14 protein-coding genes are annotated in these 15,310 nt (G+C 67.9%); 8 read left to right on the plus strand and 6 right to left on the minus strand.

What is annotated here, in order from left to right; translation table 11 throughout:
- The first annotated feature begins 4 nt into the window (after positions 1-4).
- The 4 genes from VMD91_03875 (at position 5) to VMD91_03890 (ending at position 2,589) form a co-directional block, all read left to right on the plus strand.
- A complete protein-coding gene (locus tag VMD91_03875; GenBank protein HTW83194.1) occupies positions 5-1,021 on the plus strand; it encodes a histone deacetylase in 1,017 nt (338 codons plus the stop codon).
- Positions 1,018-1,458 (plus strand): MauE/DoxX family redox-associated membrane protein, encoded by a 441-nt coding sequence (locus VMD91_03880; GenBank protein HTW83195.1) that lies wholly within the window; start codon positions 1,018-1,020, stop codon positions 1,456-1,458. Before VMD91_03875 ends, VMD91_03880 begins: the two co-directional genes overlap by 4 nt.
- Positions 1,455-2,015: a TlpA disulfide reductase family protein gene (locus VMD91_03885; GenBank protein HTW83196.1), complete on the plus strand. Its 561-nt coding sequence runs from the start codon at positions 1,455-1,457 to the stop codon at positions 2,013-2,015. The genes VMD91_03880 and VMD91_03885 overlap by 4 nt, the downstream gene beginning before the upstream one ends.
- Positions 2,016-2,154: 139 nt before the next feature.
- Positions 2,155-2,589, plus strand: a complete 435-nt coding sequence (locus VMD91_03890; GenBank protein ID HTW83197.1) for a hypothetical protein — start codon at positions 2,155-2,157, stop codon at positions 2,587-2,589.
- On the opposite strand, the gene VMD91_03895 is transcribed toward VMD91_03890, so the two are convergent.
- The 5 genes from VMD91_03895 to VMD91_03915 are packed head-to-tail and all read right to left on the minus strand — an operon-like array spanning position 2,531 to position 6,420.
- Positions 2,531-3,412, minus strand: a complete 882-nt coding sequence (locus tag VMD91_03895; protein HTW83198.1) for a phospholipase D-like domain-containing protein — start codon at positions 3,410-3,412, stop codon at positions 2,531-2,533. The genes VMD91_03890 and VMD91_03895 overlap by 59 nt on opposite strands.
- A gap of 58 nt (positions 3,413-3,470) precedes the next feature.
- Positions 3,471-4,523, minus strand: coding sequence for a sigma-E factor regulatory protein RseB domain-containing protein (locus VMD91_03900; GenBank protein ID HTW83199.1), 1,053 nt, complete (start codon positions 4,521-4,523; stop codon positions 3,471-3,473).
- The gene (locus VMD91_03905; GenBank protein ID HTW83200.1) at positions 4,510-5,043 is read right to left on the minus strand and encodes a zf-HC2 domain-containing protein; all 534 of its coding nucleotides are present in this window, start codon (positions 5,041-5,043) and stop codon (positions 4,510-4,512) included. Before VMD91_03905 ends, VMD91_03900 begins: the two co-directional genes overlap by 14 nt.
- Positions 5,040-5,609: a sigma-70 family RNA polymerase sigma factor gene (locus VMD91_03910; protein HTW83201.1), complete on the minus strand. Its 570-nt coding sequence runs from the start codon at positions 5,607-5,609 to the stop codon at positions 5,040-5,042. The genes VMD91_03905 and VMD91_03910 overlap by 4 nt, the downstream gene beginning before the upstream one ends.
- Before the next feature lie 55 nt (positions 5,610-5,664).
- Entirely contained in the window at positions 5,665-6,420 is a 756-nt protein-coding gene (locus VMD91_03915; GenBank protein HTW83202.1) for a hypothetical protein, read from the minus strand.
- A 170-nt stretch (positions 6,421-6,590) separates the two neighbouring features.
- Between VMD91_03915 and VMD91_03920 the strand changes: the two genes are divergently transcribed.
- The 4 genes from VMD91_03920 to VMD91_03935 all read left to right on the plus strand — a co-directional run bounded on the left by VMD91_03920 (position 6,591) and on the right by VMD91_03935 (position 12,776).
- Positions 6,591-7,868, plus strand: coding sequence for a divalent metal cation transporter (locus VMD91_03920; GenBank protein ID HTW83203.1), 1,278 nt, complete (start codon positions 6,591-6,593; stop codon positions 7,866-7,868).
- A 259-nt stretch (positions 7,869-8,127) separates the two neighbouring features.
- Entirely contained in the window at positions 8,128-9,111 is a 984-nt protein-coding gene (locus tag VMD91_03925) for a DUF4382 domain-containing protein (protein ID HTW83204.1), read from the plus strand.
- 21 nt (positions 9,112-9,132) lie between these two features.
- Positions 9,133-10,680, plus strand: coding sequence for a hypothetical protein (locus tag VMD91_03930; GenBank protein HTW83205.1), 1,548 nt, complete (start codon positions 9,133-9,135; stop codon positions 10,678-10,680).
- Positions 10,677-12,776, plus strand: coding sequence for an EAL domain-containing protein (locus VMD91_03935; GenBank protein HTW83206.1), 2,100 nt, complete (start codon positions 10,677-10,679; stop codon positions 12,774-12,776). The genes VMD91_03930 and VMD91_03935 overlap by 4 nt, the downstream gene beginning before the upstream one ends.
- Before the next feature lie 108 nt (positions 12,777-12,884).
- Here VMD91_03935 and VMD91_03940 read toward each other — a convergent pair whose 3' ends face one another.
- Positions 12,885-15,278: a TonB-dependent receptor gene (locus tag VMD91_03940; GenBank protein ID HTW83207.1), complete on the minus strand. Its 2,394-nt coding sequence runs from the start codon at positions 15,276-15,278 to the stop codon at positions 12,885-12,887.
- Positions 15,279-15,310: the final 32 nt, after the last annotated feature.

Raw genomic sequence — 15,310 nt, forward strand, 5'->3', positions numbered from 1 at the left:
TCCGATGCTCGTCGCGTACGACGAAGGCCTCACCACCCACCTGGCCGGCGTTCCGCACCCGGAGTCGCCGGACCGGGTGCGGGTCGTCGCGCACGAGCTCGAACGCCGCGGCATGCTCGGCGAGCGGCTTGACCCGCGCGTCGCGCGGCCCGACGAGATCGCGCGCGTCCATCCCGCCGGGTACATCGAACTGGTCCGGCGGACGTGTGCCAGCCTCGAAGACGGCGACGTCGCACAGCTGATCACCGGCGACACCATCGTCGACGAGACGTCGTACGAAGGCGCAGCACGCGCCGTCGGCGCGGCGCTGGTCGCGCTCGAGCACGCCGTCACCAATCGCCGCGCCGCGTTCGCGCTGGTGCGGCCGCCGGGCCATCACGCCGAGCCCGCGCGCGGGATGGGCTTTTGCGTGTTCAACAACGTCGCGATCGCGGCGCGCACCTTCGCGCAGGATACCGGCGGGCGCGCGCTGGTTTGGGACTTCGACTACCATCACGGCAACGGGACGCAGGCCGCCACCGGCGGTGGCGTCTCGTTCTTCGGCACGCACGCCGATCCGGCGTATCCCGGCACCGGCGATCCGCGCGACAACCGCGTCACCGCCGGCGCGGCGATGGTCAACGTGCCGATCGACGCGCGCGGGATCGCGACCGAGGGTTTCGTCGCGATCCACACCCGCGCGCTGCGCGCGCTGGCCGAACGCGTGCAGCCGCGCCTGATCGTCGTCAGCGCCGGCTACGACGTCGTCGCCGGGGATCCGGTCGGCGATCTGGGCGTCGAACCGTCGTTCGCGCGGCAAATGGGCCGGCTCGTCCGGGAAATCGCCGATACCTACTGCGACGGCCGCGCGCTGTTCGTGCTCGAGGGCGGCTACGATCCGCACACGCTCGCCGGCTGCGTCGCCGAGACGATTCTCGGCTTCGAAGAGGCGACCGAGGTCGAACGCACCGACGTGCAAGCGATCCCGCCGCGCCAACGGGCGCTGGTTCGCGAAGTCGAAGACGCCGCATTGACATCATGAACATCGTCATTCTGATCCTCCGGGTCGCGCTGGGCGCGATCTTCATCGTCGCGGGTGCCTCGAAGATCGGGCACGCCGCGTTCTTCGCGGCGCAGATCGCGGGCTTTCGCATCTTGCCGCAGGCCGTGGTCGCGCCGCTCGCGCTGGTGCTGCCGTTCCTCGAAGTGCTGCTCGGCGCGTACCTGGTCGTCGGCTTGTTCACTCGTCAGGCCGCTTGGATCGCGGCGCTGCTGCTGCTGATCTTCGACGCGGCCATCGCGTCGGCGGTCGTACGCGGCATGGCCATCGACTGCGGCTGCTTCGGGCCGAGCGACGCCACCCTGACCACCTGGAGCGAGGTCGCACGCGACGCGATCTTCGTCGTGCTGGCCGTCATCGTCGCCCTGCGCGCGCCCGGAAGGCTGGCGCTCGACCACCGTCTCAACAAGGGATCATGAACCGCAAGACGCTCATTTACGGCACGCTGGCCGTCGTCATCATCGCGATCATCGCCGCCATCGGGCTGGCGAATCGCAACGCGGTGCCCAACGCCGCTTCGCAAGCGCCGATGCAATCGAAGCTCAAGGTCGGCGACACGGCGCCCGAGTTCAAGGTCGACACGAACGCCGGACCCTTCGACCTGGCCAGCGTGCAGACGCCGGTGCTGCTCGAGGTCTTCGCGACCTGGTGCCCGCACTGCCAGCACGAGACGGTCATCCTCAACGATCTCGCCACCAAGTACCAAGGCAAGATCGCGATGGTCGCCGTGAGCGGCAGTCCCTACGGGATGGACGGCAGCAGCCCCGAGTCGTTGGCCGACGTCAACACGTTCGGCCAGACGTTCCGGGTCCGCTATCCGCTGGCGTTCGATCCGCAGCTCACGGTCGGGCAGCAGTACTTGCTGGGCGGCTATCCCACCATCGTCCTGATCAAGCCCGACAAGAAGATCGCCTTCCTCAAGGACGGCGAGATCCCGGAAGCGGACCTGGTCAAGGCGATCAACGGCGTCCTCTAGCCGATCTAACGGCCTTCTCACGACCTGCTAACGGCGCTCTCACAACGCGGTAACCGGTACCGCGGTAGTGTGGTGCAGATGGGCACCGCCCGTCACGCACTCGATGAAACGCGCCGTCACCCGGCGTGAGGAGATCGCCTTGTCACCCATTCGCTTCCTGACGACCGTCGCGCTGGCCGCGGCGGTCGCCGCCCCGACGGCCGCGTTCGCCCAAAGCACCGGCCCCAACGGGCCGCCGCCCGCCGGTCCCCCGGCGGCCGCCGGGCCGGCCGGCATGCACCACGGTCATCACCGCCACAACCGCTTCCTGCACGCGCTGCGCGGGCTCAAGCTGAGCGACGCGCAGCGTGCGCAGATCCGCGACACCGTCCGCCAAACGTTCCGGGCCAATCGCGGGCTCGATCCGCAAACGCGGCGCACCAACCTGCGCGCGATGCGCCAGAAGGTCGAAGCGATCCTGACGCCCGACCAGCGCGCGCGATTCCACGCCGCGTTGCAGCGTCACCGCGAGCGCGTCAACCCGGGCGGCCCGATGATTCCCGCCCAGCCGCCGGCGGGCGCGCCGGGTCGCTAGTCGCGACCGAATCGCCGACGTCTCGCGCCAGCGCCGCCTTCACCGCGGCGACCAGCGAGACGTCGGCGGTCACCGTTCCCCAGTCCAGTTGCGCGCCGTAGCTGCCGCCGGCGAAGGTCGCGTTGGTCGAGCCGATCCAGGCGCGGTCGCCCACCAGCGCCAGCTTGGCATTGCTGCTGCCGGCGCGCACCTCGACGCCGGCACCGCGCAGATGCGAGAGCACCGCGTGGGCGCGTCCGCTCTCGGCGCCGTTGACGATCAGCGTCGTCGGTGCGCCGCTCGCGGCATGATGGGCGAGCGCGGCCGTCAGCGGCCCGGCGCCGATCGCTTCGGTTTCGAGCGTCACCGGCGCGGCGCCGGCATGTGCGAGCAGGTCGAGCTCGAGCGCCTGGGCACGGTCCTTGCGCGTCGCCAAGCCGTCGACCGAACCACCGTGGCCGGCCAGCGAGCGGCGCACCAGCGCGACCGCGTCCGGATCGTCGTCGGCGACGACCAAATCTCGCCCGCTGTGCGTCCAGTTGCGATCGTCGAGATACGCGACGCCGTCGCAGACGGCGGCTTTGAGGTGAAACGTCGTGTGACCGTCGTCGCCGACCAGGCGTACGTGCGCGCCGGCCGCGCGCAGCTCGCGCGCATTCGCGGCGTTCTCTCCCGCGAGCTCGCCGGTGCTGTCCGGCCACGGCGCGCGCGGCAAGACGACGTCGACGTGGGCGCCGCGGTGGGCCGCGGCGATCAGCGCATCGTGCACCGGTCCCGGCGGCAGGATGTACGCGCCGAGCGCGACGTCGCGCGCGCCGGCGACCCGCGCGGCGAGCGCGGGCACGGAAGAAAGCGTCGTTCCCATGCCGCTCGTTCACGCGCTCCGCGGCGCGTGACGAGGGTCAGGGGACGACGGACTTCGCGATCGGGACCAGCTCGGTCAGGTCGAGGTCGCCGACGAGCAAGAACGTCAGCCGGCGCTCGCGCCACGAGAGCAGCGTGTCGGAACCGTCGTGCGCGTACTGCGCGTCGTGGCCTTCGAACGAGGTCGCGTGGGCCTGCATGTCGCTGAAATCGACGGCGCGATCGCTGGCGTTCTCGAACAGCGAGAGGTTGCGGATGCCGTCGGTGTAGAGCAGGTGCAGGTTCTTGATGCCTTCCGGCGTGCGCGAGACGTCGGCGCCCGTCAGGATGAAGCCGTCGGGGAGATATTTCGGCGTGATCGGCGTGAAGCCGGCCTCGGTGATCGCACCCGGCAGCGCGCCTTGGCGACTGTACGAACGGCCGCGCACGGTGTCGTATCCGCTCGGAACGCTGGTGGAGAAGATGGCCTCGGGGATCGCGTCGGTGTAGCGGATCTCGTCGAAGCGCGTGCGCCACGCCAGCGAACCGTCGCTGTGATACGCCTCTTTGGCCAGCACGACGTGCATGTCGCTGTCGATCCACAGCCGCATCACGCGTTCGCCGGTGTAGCGGCTGACCAGGTCGACGACGTCGGTGCGGCGGTCGGCGACGTTGTCGGTCGCGCTGCGCACGGCGCGGTAGTTCCCGTCGAGCAGCGCGATGTCGTCGACGATCGCGACCGGGTCGACGACGGTCTTGTTCTCGCTGACCACGACCCGCTTGTTGAGCGGCTCGACGTCGTACGAGATCGCGCCGTGGGTGATGACGTACTCGCCGTACACGCCGCGCGGGGCCAGGTAGGTGCGCCGCGTCTCGTCGGGTGCGCGGTGCTCGATCTTCGCGACGTACGCGAACGCCTGATGCGTCCCGCTGACGATCGAGGACATCTGTCCGACAAACGAGACGTGGCGCGGCGCGGCGACCGCCGCGACGATCAGCGGGCGCGCATCCGTGCTCGGCTGCGGGGTGGCGGCGCGCGCGGCCGCGACGAGCCCGGCCGGCGCGCTCACCAGGAGCGCGCCGAAGAGCGCGAAGAGCCTAGCGGTCCGCACCGACGGCGTCGTCGAGAGTCGCGGCGTCGGCGGAATCGATGTACGAGGCGGCGGACGACGAGGCGGTGTGGTTCGCGGCCGTCTCGTAGATGGCGGGCGCGGCGCCCTGACCGAGCGGGTTGTCCTGGGTCTCGGCGCTGTGCTCGTCGAGGTAGAACGTGGCGGCGACGCCCGGCACGGACCCGCGGAAGACCGGCGTCCCGAAGTACACGCCGAGAATGAAGGCCGCGGCGACCGGGACCGCCAGCGCGGGTCCCCAGCGCAGGTGCAGGCGCGCCAGCACCGAGGGGCGTTCGCGACGGACCGCGTCCCAGACGCGCGCCTTGATCAGCGACGGGAACTCGCGCTCTTGCGCGCCGGCCAGCGCGCGCAGACGTTCGCCCAGCGCCGCTTCCTCGTCGTGCAGCGCGAGGCAATCGGCGCACGTCTCGAGGTGCGCGAAAACGGCGGCGTCCGCGTCGGGGTCGAGCGCGCGGTGCTGGTAGTCGATGAGGGTGTCGCGATCGTAGTGGCTGGTCATCGTCGTTCCTGTTGCGCCCGGGTCACCAACCGACGGAGAAGGGCTCGCGCTCTATGGAGTCGCGACCGGACGGTTCCGATCGAGCACCCCATGATGTCCGCGATTTCTTGGTAGCTGTACTCTTCGATATCGGCGAGGATGACGACTTGGCGCTGTTCCGGGGAGAGTTGCGACAACGCGATTGCGAGCGGCTCCCCCAACTGCCCCGCCATGTAGTCCTCGATGGGATCGACCGCGAGCGGCCGGCTCCCCCCGTACTCTTGCGGGGCGTTGTCTTCCGGGATTTCCTCTTGGAAACGTCCTTTTCTCCTCCGAAGTTCATCTCGGTAGAGATTCGTGACGATCCGGTAAACCCAAGAGAGGAAGCTCGTGCCTGGTTGGAACGAGCGCCAAGCCCGGTACACGCGAATGAACGCCTCCTGCGTCAGATCGCGGGCGTCGGCTTCGTTCCCGGTCAGCCGGTAGGCGAAGTTGTAGGTCGCCTTGCCGTACTGGTCCATCGCCATTTCGAGGAACGCCGAGGCCTCCGGCGTCGGCGGGTCGGACGGCTTGCGCGGGACCCCCATCGGGAAAAGAGCCTTCGGGGGAGCGTCGCCGACGGCCTCGCGGCCTCAGCGACGCTTAACGACAGCGGGCCGCGGCTGCGACGATGACGCGGGTGGCCGCGTCTTCCCAGCGGCCGGTGTAGCTCTGGATCGCGCCCAGGTCGTCGTCGAGCTTGTGGGCGTCGTGGAGGCTGACCGCGACCTGGTGCTGGCCGATGTCCGCGACGCTCGTCTTCTGGTCGTTCAGGAACCCGGTGATGGGCGGCATCGTCGGGTACGCGCCGGCCGGCAGGTTCGGCTGCATCGAGTTCATCATCTGCTGCTGCGTCTCGCTGGGCTGCGCGAACCGTCGCATCCGCTCGGTCTCGACGAAACCCGACATGATGCTCTCTTCCATCTTCTGGGCCTGCAAGATGCCGTTGAGGGTGGTCTTGAGGTCCTTGATGCTCTTCTGATCCTCGCTCGACGCGGTTGCCGCGGGGATGAGCAGCGGATCGTCGACGGCGTTCTTGAGCTTCTCGACCTGATCGTTCATGTGGTCGACCTCGCGGTCCATCTGCAGCAGGTGCAGGTCGCGCGACGCGTCGTTGTCCTTCACGACGTAGTCGAAGATCTTCGCGCGGACGACCTTGTAGCTGGCGTCCGTCGCCATCGCGGCCTGCAACGCCGGCGCCACGACCGTCCGCAGGGCGCTGCACAACGGCCGGTTGTGCGTCGTGCCGATCAGCGGGGGCGGCGTCGACTGGATCGGGTCGAGCGTGAAGGGGTTGGTCGCGGTCGGTTTCGGCGCGGGAGTCGCGGCGAGGGCCACGGCCAAGACGATGGCAAGCACCTAGCTTCCGTTCGGCACCCGGCCAGGCGCCTCCGTGCTGAGCGACCGGCACCTGCGGGACGTCGTCGTCGTCGAACGGCTCCTCGGTGGGGCGTTCAGACCGAAGCCGTAGCGGGAACTTCGGGTGACCTACGACAATCGTTAGGAGCACCTCACGCCCTCGGAGCATCATGGCCGCCGTCCACGCCGAGTCCCAAACCTTTCCCGTCCCTCGGAACCGCGGCCGCCTGTGGCGCTACCTTGCCGTCGCCGGGCCCGGGCTGATCGTCGCCTTCGCCGACACCGAGGCCGGCAGCATCACCACCGCGGCGACGTCGGGCGCGCAGTTCGGCATGAAGCTGGTGCTCCTCCAGCTGCTGCTGATCGTGCCGCTGTTCGTCGTCCAGGAGATGACCGTGCGGCTCGGCACGGTGACCGGCAAAGGGCACGCGCAGCTGATCCGCGAGCATTATGGGCTGGGCTGGACGTGGCTCTCGCTGGGGACGATGCTGATCACCAACCTGGCCGCGCTGGTCACCGAGTTCATCGGTGTCGCCGGCGCCGCGCTGATCTTCGGCATCCCGGCCGCGCCGCTGGTCGTCGCCGCGGCGGCGGTCCTGGTCGGGGTCGCGCTCAGCGGTCGCTATCGACGGGCCGAAGTGTTCGCGCTCGGCCTGTGCCTGTTGGAGCTGCTGTTCATCCCGGCCGCCTTCGCGGCGCATCCGCAGCTGGGGACGCTGGTCCGCGACGGGCTCTTCGGGAGCCAGCCGTTGGGCAACCGCGACTACCTGTTGCTGGTGGCCGGCAACATCGGCGCGGTCATCATGCCGTGGATGATCTTCTACCAGCAGTCGGCGACCGTCGACAAAGGGCTGCGCGAGGCCGACCTCGGCCTGGCCCGCACCGACACCGCGATCGGCTCGGTCGCGACGCAGCTGATCATGGTGGCCGTGATCGTCACCTGCGGCGCGACCCTGTTCGTCCACCACATCAGCGTCACGGACGCCGCGCAGGCAGCCCTGGCTCTGGTGCCCCTGACGGGCTCCAAGCTGGCCGGGATCGCCTTCGGGGCCGGCCTGCTGGGCGCGGCCATGCTGGGGGCGCTGGTGGTGTCCTTGGCGACCGCTTGGGCCTTCGGAGAGGCCTTTGCCTGGCGCTGCTCGCTCAACGCCCAGTGCGTTGACGCGAAGCGCTTCTACGGCCTGTACGCGGGCATGGTCGTGGTCGCCGCGGGGGTCGTCCTGATCCCCCATCTGCCGCTGGTGCGGATCACCGTCTGGGTGGAGGCCTTCAACGCGTTCGTGCTGCCGATCGTCCTTGGGTTCTTGCTCGTCTTGTCCAACGACAGGAAGATTTTGGGTTCGCGTGTGAACTCGCTCCTGGGCAACGTCGTCGCCATCGGGGTCGCGATCGTGTGCGTGGGACTTGGCCTTTGGATGGGTGCGCTGACACTCATGGGCCAGGTGTAGCAAGGCTACCGAGCGGTCGCATTTACGTACACTTTACGAGCAAGTAATTGACCTAATTGTGACCGTGCTCGCATAGTTTCCTTACACAGCCCGGAAGACGTCCGCCGGGTCGGAACCTCTATAAACCAAGGGTGAGGACGTCATCCCAACGGTACGTCCGCTCGATCTCGTTTAGAGATGGAGCGGCGGGCTCGCCCGGCAACGGAAGAGCCCTCGTCGACGGGTCACACCGACGACGCCGTCTCCGAACGGGGCTCGTATGAACCGCCTTCTTTCCGCCCTCGCGCTCGCCGCTCTTATTACAGGGTCGGCTTGTAGTGCTCCGACGAGCGTCGGCAGCGTTTCGCCGCAGACCCTCGCCGACCAGTCGTCGGCTCGTCATACGCAAGACGTAACCGGCGGAGGCGGCGGCTTCAACACTGCAGCCGTCACGGTAGACCTCTACGACGCGGCGCTGCAGCTCGGACCCAACGCGCAGGTCAACGTCGCGATCGAGGGCGTGGACGTGGTGTCGGACGGCACCGAGTATCCGCTGGTGTCGTACGCGAGTGCGCAGATCGTCAACTTGCTCCAACTGCAGCAGGTGGCGGACGCGATTCAGGGCCAGCTTCCGGCAGGCTCGTACGACTCGCTGGAGCTGCTCGTCGATCCCTCGCAGTCGACGCTGGTCAACAACGGCACGACGTATCCGATGGTCTTCCGCAGCGGGCGCTCGAAGTGGGGCACGACCAGCTCGCGCCGCCGCTCGCACTCGCAGAGCACCCTACGCGGAACGCAAGACGTCGTCGGCGGCGGCGGCGGCTTCATGGCACTCGTCGCGCCGGTCAGCTTCAGCGCCAGCTCGGGCGGGTCGGTGAGCCTCGCCGTCGACTTCAACGTCCTCGAGTCCGTGACCGTGGCCAACGGCGTCGCGATCGTGACCGCGAACCTTGCGGCTGCGGATCAGCCCTCGGCCGTGAACGGCGTCGTGCAGAATCAGGCCGGCCAGCCGGTGGTCAACGCGACCATCATCGCGACCGATTCGAACGGTAACGTCGACAACACGACGACCACCGCATCCGACGGATCGTTCACGCTGCATGCCCTGAACAGCGGCGCGTACACGATCTCGGTCGTGAACTCGTACACGAGCGCCAGTGGGAACACCGTCACCGCGAGCGGTAACGATCCAAACGCGTCGCCAAGTGTCCCCATCGATTTGGCACCGTCCGACCAACTCAACATCGGAACGCTGATCGACTAGAGCGGCCCTCAGGTACTCAAGGTGCAGGGAAGCATCGGCGCAGAGAAGGCTGCTAGTACCGTCCGTGACGCGAAGCTCGCGTTACGGGCGGCCTGGTACGATGCTGTTCTCTCGCTGACCGAGGGCTGCGAAGATTGGGCCTCGCCGTTCGCGGAGCAGGCGATGCTCATGAAGGCGGACGTGCTGGGCCGTCGCGATCGCGTGAACGCGCTCGAATACCTCACGAGCATCGAAGATCTCTTTGACTCCGTCGAGGGCCGGTTCGAGCGTGATCTCGCGGCCGGATTCCTCCACTATCGCCTGAACGACTTCGACACCGGCGACGCGCGGTACGACGCGGCGCGCAAGCTCGCGGGCGCCGTAACGGACGGCGAGAAAACGCTCGCGTTCCATCAGCTGCGCTGTGCGTTCATGCGCCGCGAATGCAACCTCGATGCGCCGGAGTTCGCGCTCGCGTTCTCGCATCCCGATCCGCACATCGTTACGCTCACGCACAATTACCGCGGGTGGTATCATGCCGCGCTGGGCGACCTGCGCGGGCAGATCGCCGAGTGCCGCAAGGCGCTCGCGGTGAAGCCGCGCGCGGACGAGCCGTACGACGTGCAGCTGCGAGCGAAGAACGTCTACACGCTGGCTCTCATCGCGTTCGAGATCGCGGACGGCGAAAGCGTCTCGGTCGCTCGCGAGGTGGCCGACACCATCGCTTGGACGCCGGACCTCGATGTTGAGCACTTCAATACGCTGCGCTGGTTCGGGTGGGACTCGTTCATGCGCGGACGGCCGGGCGCCGCACAGTGGTCGTTCAAGGATGCGCGCGCCGTCGCGCCGTCGGTGCACTGGCAGGTGATGGCGCATCTGGATCGTTCGTATGTCGCGCGGATCGCGAAGAACGAGGCGTGGGCGCTCGACGAGCTCAATCAGGCCGACCGCCTGGCGCGTGACACGCGATGGGAACTGGCCGCCGGCGAAGAGCGGCAAGTGCTGCCCGTGCTCGCCACGCTGTTCGCTCGCGTCGACCCGGTCCGCGCGCAGCGCTATGCCGCGATCTACGGTTCGATTGGCGCTGCCAAGGGCGTCGATCCGATGCTCGGCATGGTCAAGGATCCACGCGTGTGGGCTTTTGCCCGTTACGCGCAAGGTCTCATCGACCTCACGCTCGGGCGGCCCGACATGGCGGTCCCGGCGATCGCGGCCGCCCTCGAGAAGTTCGAAGCCGTCGATTATCACTTCCGCTCCACGCTCGCTGCCGGGATGTTGTACGAGGCGACGGGTGAGCAGCGGTGGCGCGAGGCGTCGATCGCGCACGCCAATCAGTATCCGAACTGCCCGCTTGCGACCTTCGCCGACGACGCGGTCGCGCGCGAAGAAGTCATGCCGCGCACGCTCTCGCCGTTCCAAAAGCAGATTGTCCGCGCGCTCATCAACGGCGCCGACGTCTCCGAGCTCTCGCGGCGGTTCAGCCGCAGCCTCTACACCATCGAGCGGCAGGTCAGCGAAGTCTACTCGGCCTTCGACGTGCGTACGCGTGGGGAGCTGCTCGACGTCGCGCAGGCACGAGGCCTGGCGTGACGGTCGCGCTGGCGGTGCTGCTCGTCCTGGTGATCGCCGCGGCGGCGGTCTGGGCGACGCGCATGCTGGCGGTCGTGCGTTCCGCCCGGGCCACCGCCGACGACGCGATCGAGCGCCGCTTCAACGTGCTCGAGACGGTCGGCGACGGGCTGTACATCGTCGATGAGTCGATGCGCATCACCCACGTCAACGAAGAGGCGGAGCGGCTGCTGCGGGCGATGGCCGGGAGCTTGGTCGGCGAGACGCTCGACGCGGTCGTCGACCCGCTCGGCTCCGAGCTGGTGCCGGACATTCGCTACGCGCGGCGCACCGGCAACGTCGTCGAGAGCGTGCACGCGTTTCCGACCAGCCGCACCTGGGTCGAGGTGCGCATCAAGCCGGCCGCAGCCGAAACGCTGATCCTGCTGCGCGACGTCACCGAACGAATGCGCGCCGAGACGATGCTGCGCGAGAACGAGCAGCGCATGCGCCTGGTGACGCAGAACGTCGACGCGGTCCTGTGGACGACCGACCGCGACGCGCGTTTCACCAACGTCGCGGGCGGCGCGCTGCACGAGCTCGAGCTGGATCCGGAGCGGATGGTCGGCCAGCCGTGCGAGGCGCTGCTCTCGGAGCACGTCCTCGAAGAGGTCTTCGCCGGCGAGTCGGTCCGCATCGTCACCGCGCGCGGCGAGCGCTGGCTGCGCCACCACCTCGAGCCGCTGCGCGACAACGAGAAGCGCGTGCTCGGCGCGGTCGGCGTCTCGCTCGACATCACCGAGCTCAAGCGCACGCAGCAGCAGCTCTTCGAGAGCGCGCACCGTGACCGGTTGACCGGGCTCCCCAACCGGCTCTCGCTCGAGCAGCGCCTCAACGCCGCGCTCGAGACGGCCAGCCTGGACGACCGCCGCTTCGCGCTACTCTACGTCGACCTCGACCGCTTCAAGACGATCAACGACACGCTCGGCCACGGCGTCGGCGACGCCGTCCTGCGCGAGGTCGCCAGCCGCTTGCGCGAAGCGCTGCACCCGCGCGACGTCATCGCGCGCCCAGGCGGCGACGAGTTCATCGTGCTGGTCCCGTCGGTCGTCGACGCCGGCGACGCGGACGCGACCGCGCAGCGTATCTTGCGCGTGCTCAAGACGCCGCTGACCGTGCTCGGCCGCGAGCTGTTCGTCACCGCCAGCGTCGGCGCGGCGATCTTTCCCGATCACGGCCGCACCGCGGAAGCGATCGTCGCTCACGCCGACGCCGCGATGTACCGCGCCAAAGCGATGGGCGGCAGCCGCCATGCGATCTACGACGCCACGATCGAAGCGGCGGCGTCGGAACGCCTCGCGCTCGAGAACGACCTCTGGCACGCGCTCGGGCGCGACGAGCTGCGCCTGTTCTTCCAGCCGATCGTCGACCTGGCGACCAAGAAGGTCACCGGCTGCGAGGCGCTGATTCGCTGGAACCACCGGACGCGCGGGCTGGTCGAGCCGGGCACCTTCATCCCGATCGCCGAAGAGACCGGCGCGATCGTCGCCCTCGACCGCTGGGTCTTGCGTGAAGCCTGCAAGGCCGTCGCCAAGATCCGCAAGACGCATCCTGCCTTCCGGGTCGCGATCAACCTCTCGCCGCGCGATCTGCGCGAGCAAGACCTGCCGGACGCCGTCGCCGCGATGCTGGTCGAGCACGAGCTCACGCCCGACGCCCTCACGCTCGAGGTGACCGAGCACGTCGCGCTCGACGACGCCGTCGTGCCGGCGCTGCGCCGACTATGCGCGATCGGGATGCGCATCGAAGTCGACGACTTCGGCACCGGCTACAGCTCGTTGGCGTACCTCAAGCGGCTGCCGGTGACCGGGCTGAAGATCGACCGCGCGTTCATCGCCGACATCGCCGACGACGCCTACGACCAGGCCATCGTCGGCTCGATCGTCAGCGTCGCCAAGGCGCTCGGTTTGAGCGTGACCGCCGAAGGGATCGAGACGGACGCGCAGAGCGAGTTCGTGACCGCGCTTGGGTGCGTCGAGGCGCAGGGCTATCGTTTCGGCCGGCCGGTCACCTACGACCAGCTGCTGCGCACCCTGCCCCCGACGCCGCCCTCGCTGCGGCTGGTGCGCGGCGCCTAGAGCCGTCTCGCAGACGATGGAAGAGGCGAGCGCGTTGCACTCGCCTCTTCCATCGCTACGATCTGCTACGATCGACCGTGCGGTTCGCCCGCAGGTCGCCGCGTCGGATCAACTCTTCACGCGGAGGCCGATCTCGAACGTGCGCGGCGGCGCGTAGTGATTGCCCTGCGCGTTGATGTACGTGACGTAGTAGCGGTCGTTGAGCAGGTTGCGGATGTCGAAGGTTACCGCGGTGGACGGCGAGACCGCGATACCGTCCTCCACGTCGAACGTGATGTGCGGCGTTCGCTTGCACGGGCCGCCGACGTTGAACATGTAGTCGGGGCCGGCGCACGTGATCGTGGCGGGATTCAGCGTTGACGAGAGGCCGCTTCCGTATTCGCCGTCGGCCGAGAACCAGCCGCCGTGGCGGTTGTTCAGCAGCACGCCGCTGTTGATGGTCCAGTTCTGCTCGTGGTCAGCCGGCGTGTAGCCGGTCGGCTGCCCGAAGCACGGCGCCAAGAGCTGCGTCTCGCAGCCGCTGTTGAGCGACATGACATGCGCCACCGAGAAGTACGCACGGCCATTTCGGGCCAGCGGCTGGACATAGTTCACGGCTTCCTGCGAAAGTCGGCCAAGCACGTAATTGATGTCCTGGTGGAGCAAGGTGACGCCAACCTGCGTGTCGTCGATGAGGTCGTTCGCATTCTTCTGCCACACGCGGAAACCGAGGCTTCCCGACCCGAAGGGAACGTGTCCGCCCAGCTCCAGGTCCGTGTCACGTTCCGGCTTGAGGTCGAACTGCGCGATCGTCGGCTGAAGCGGGAGGTTCAGCAGATACGCGGCCGACGGGCTAACGTTCTCGAACGACGGCGGCTCGAAGAAGCGGCCGATGTATGCATACAGACTCGCGCGATCGCCCCAGTAGCGCGTGAGCTTCAGCCGCGGGCTGAACGATCCGAAGCCTTCGTCGTACCCGGTCGACCGGATCGTGTAGAAGTCGTATCGCAAGCCGTAGTCGACGCCCCACAGGTCGCTCATGCGCCAGCTGTCTTGCGCGTAGGTAGAGTAGATCGTACCGAGGTTCGGTGCGTCATCGACGACCGGCGTCGGAGCGTCCGGCGTACCCGGCGTCTCGAGCGGGGCGAGAAAGTTCCCCGGCTGCAACGTGATCTCGTAATACTTGAGCACGCGCGTGAGGTCGTATTCACCACCGGCCGCGACCGTGTGCTTCCCGAACCGCTGGTTGTAGTCGGTCTGGAAAATGTAGTCGATCGCCGTCCGCGTGTCGTTCAGCGAAAAGGCACAGGTCGTCGGCAAGTACGAGACCGCGGGATTGGTGAGCGCGGTGGCACAATCGGTCGAGCTGCCCCCGTTTCCGTACGGCGGAGCCTCGACGTTGAGCGCTTCGCCGTATGCCCAGTCGTTGGCCGGGTCACCGAAGTCTTGAATGCGCGACACCTTGTACGCCGGACCGAACGTGAGCACGCCGGTATCGCCGAGCAAGTGGTGGTACTGCGCGGTGAAGAACGTGTCCGCTTGCGTCTCGTTGTCGTCCGTGTTCCCGGGCTCGCCGTTGTCCACGTCGTTCGGAATTTGATAGCCGCTCTTGCTGTCGATGAACGTGATGTTCGTGAAGTCCTTGCCCGCGGGCAGGGTCATGCGCAGGAACGTGCCGAGCGCACTCGCGTCGTTGTGCGGCGAGCCGAGGTTCGGCGGGTCCAGGCCGCGGGTCGTCTGCAGACCCGAAACCGAGATGTCGTACCCGCCACCGCCGGCGAGAGGTGCGTGATAGCCGAGCGTTCCCTGTCCGGTCGTATATGAGCCGAACGAGCCGTTGCCGTAGAAACCGGCGGGTCCGGTGCCGGCGCGCGTGTCCATGTTGAACACCGAGCCGAATTTCAACCCGTACTGGGCCGGGTAAGCCCCTTCGATCAGGTCGATGAACGAGAGATCGTTCAGATTGATCTCCCCGCCGATGTCGCGGTTGAGCTCCTGCGGGAGCGGCACGCCGTCGATGAGGTAGTCGATCACGCCGTGGTCGCCGTTCATGTGCACCACGCCGTTTGCGCCGCGTACGGCGCCAGGCTGCTGAATCTCCATCTCGGAGAAGTTGTTGTTGTACGGCATCTGCGTGAGCTGAGTCGTGTTCAAGACCACGTCGCTGCCGCTGCCTTGGATGACCGCGGTCGGTATTTGCTGAGGATGAACGACGACCTCACCGATCTCGCGGACGAGCGGTATCTGGACTACCGAGCCGCTCGCACCCACATCGACGCTGATCGCGCCCTGGAGGTCGCCGCTGTGCACCCGCAGGACGTACGTGCCGAGCGGGAGTGGCGGAAATTCGAAGGCGCCTTTGGCGTCCGTCGTCGCGTGGAGCGTGAGGTTATTGCCGGACGCGGTGACCACCGCACCGGCGACTGGTTGGCCTGCGTTCGTGACCGTCCCGTTCAAGAACGCGTTGCTGTTGGCGGCATACGCGCTGAGCGGTCCGGCGGCGACCAAAATAAAAATGAGCAATGCGGCGCGAGCACGTAATGATCGCACCACCT

The sequence above is a fragment of the Candidatus Sulfotelmatobacter sp. genome (assembly GCA_035504415.1).
In the GTDB taxonomy this organism is placed as follows: domain Bacteria; phylum Vulcanimicrobiota; class Vulcanimicrobiia; order Vulcanimicrobiales; family Vulcanimicrobiaceae; genus Vulcanimicrobium.

Excerpts from the sequence above, each read along its gene's own strand:
- VMD91_03875 (HTW83194.1), top strand. The coding sequence starts at position 5 with ATGCTCGTCGCGTACGACGAAGGCCTCACCACCCACCTGGCCGGCGTT.
- VMD91_03880 (HTW83195.1), top strand. The coding sequence starts at position 1,018 with ATGAACATCGTCATTCTGATCCTCCGGGTCGCGCTGGGCGCGATCTTC.
- VMD91_03885 (HTW83196.1), top strand. The coding sequence starts at position 1,455 with ATGAACCGCAAGACGCTCATTTACGGCACGCTGGCCGTCGTCATCATC.
- VMD91_03905 (HTW83200.1), bottom strand. The coding sequence starts at position 5,043 with ATGACCAGCCACTACGATCGCGACACCCTCATCGACTACCAGCACCGC.
- VMD91_03910 (HTW83201.1), bottom strand. The coding sequence starts at position 5,609 with ATGGGGGTCCCGCGCAAGCCGTCCGACCCGCCGACGCCGGAGGCCTCG.
- VMD91_03920 (HTW83203.1), top strand. The coding sequence starts at position 6,591 with ATGGCCGCCGTCCACGCCGAGTCCCAAACCTTTCCCGTCCCTCGGAAC.
- VMD91_03925 (HTW83204.1), top strand. The coding sequence starts at position 8,128 with ATGAACCGCCTTCTTTCCGCCCTCGCGCTCGCCGCTCTTATTACAGGG.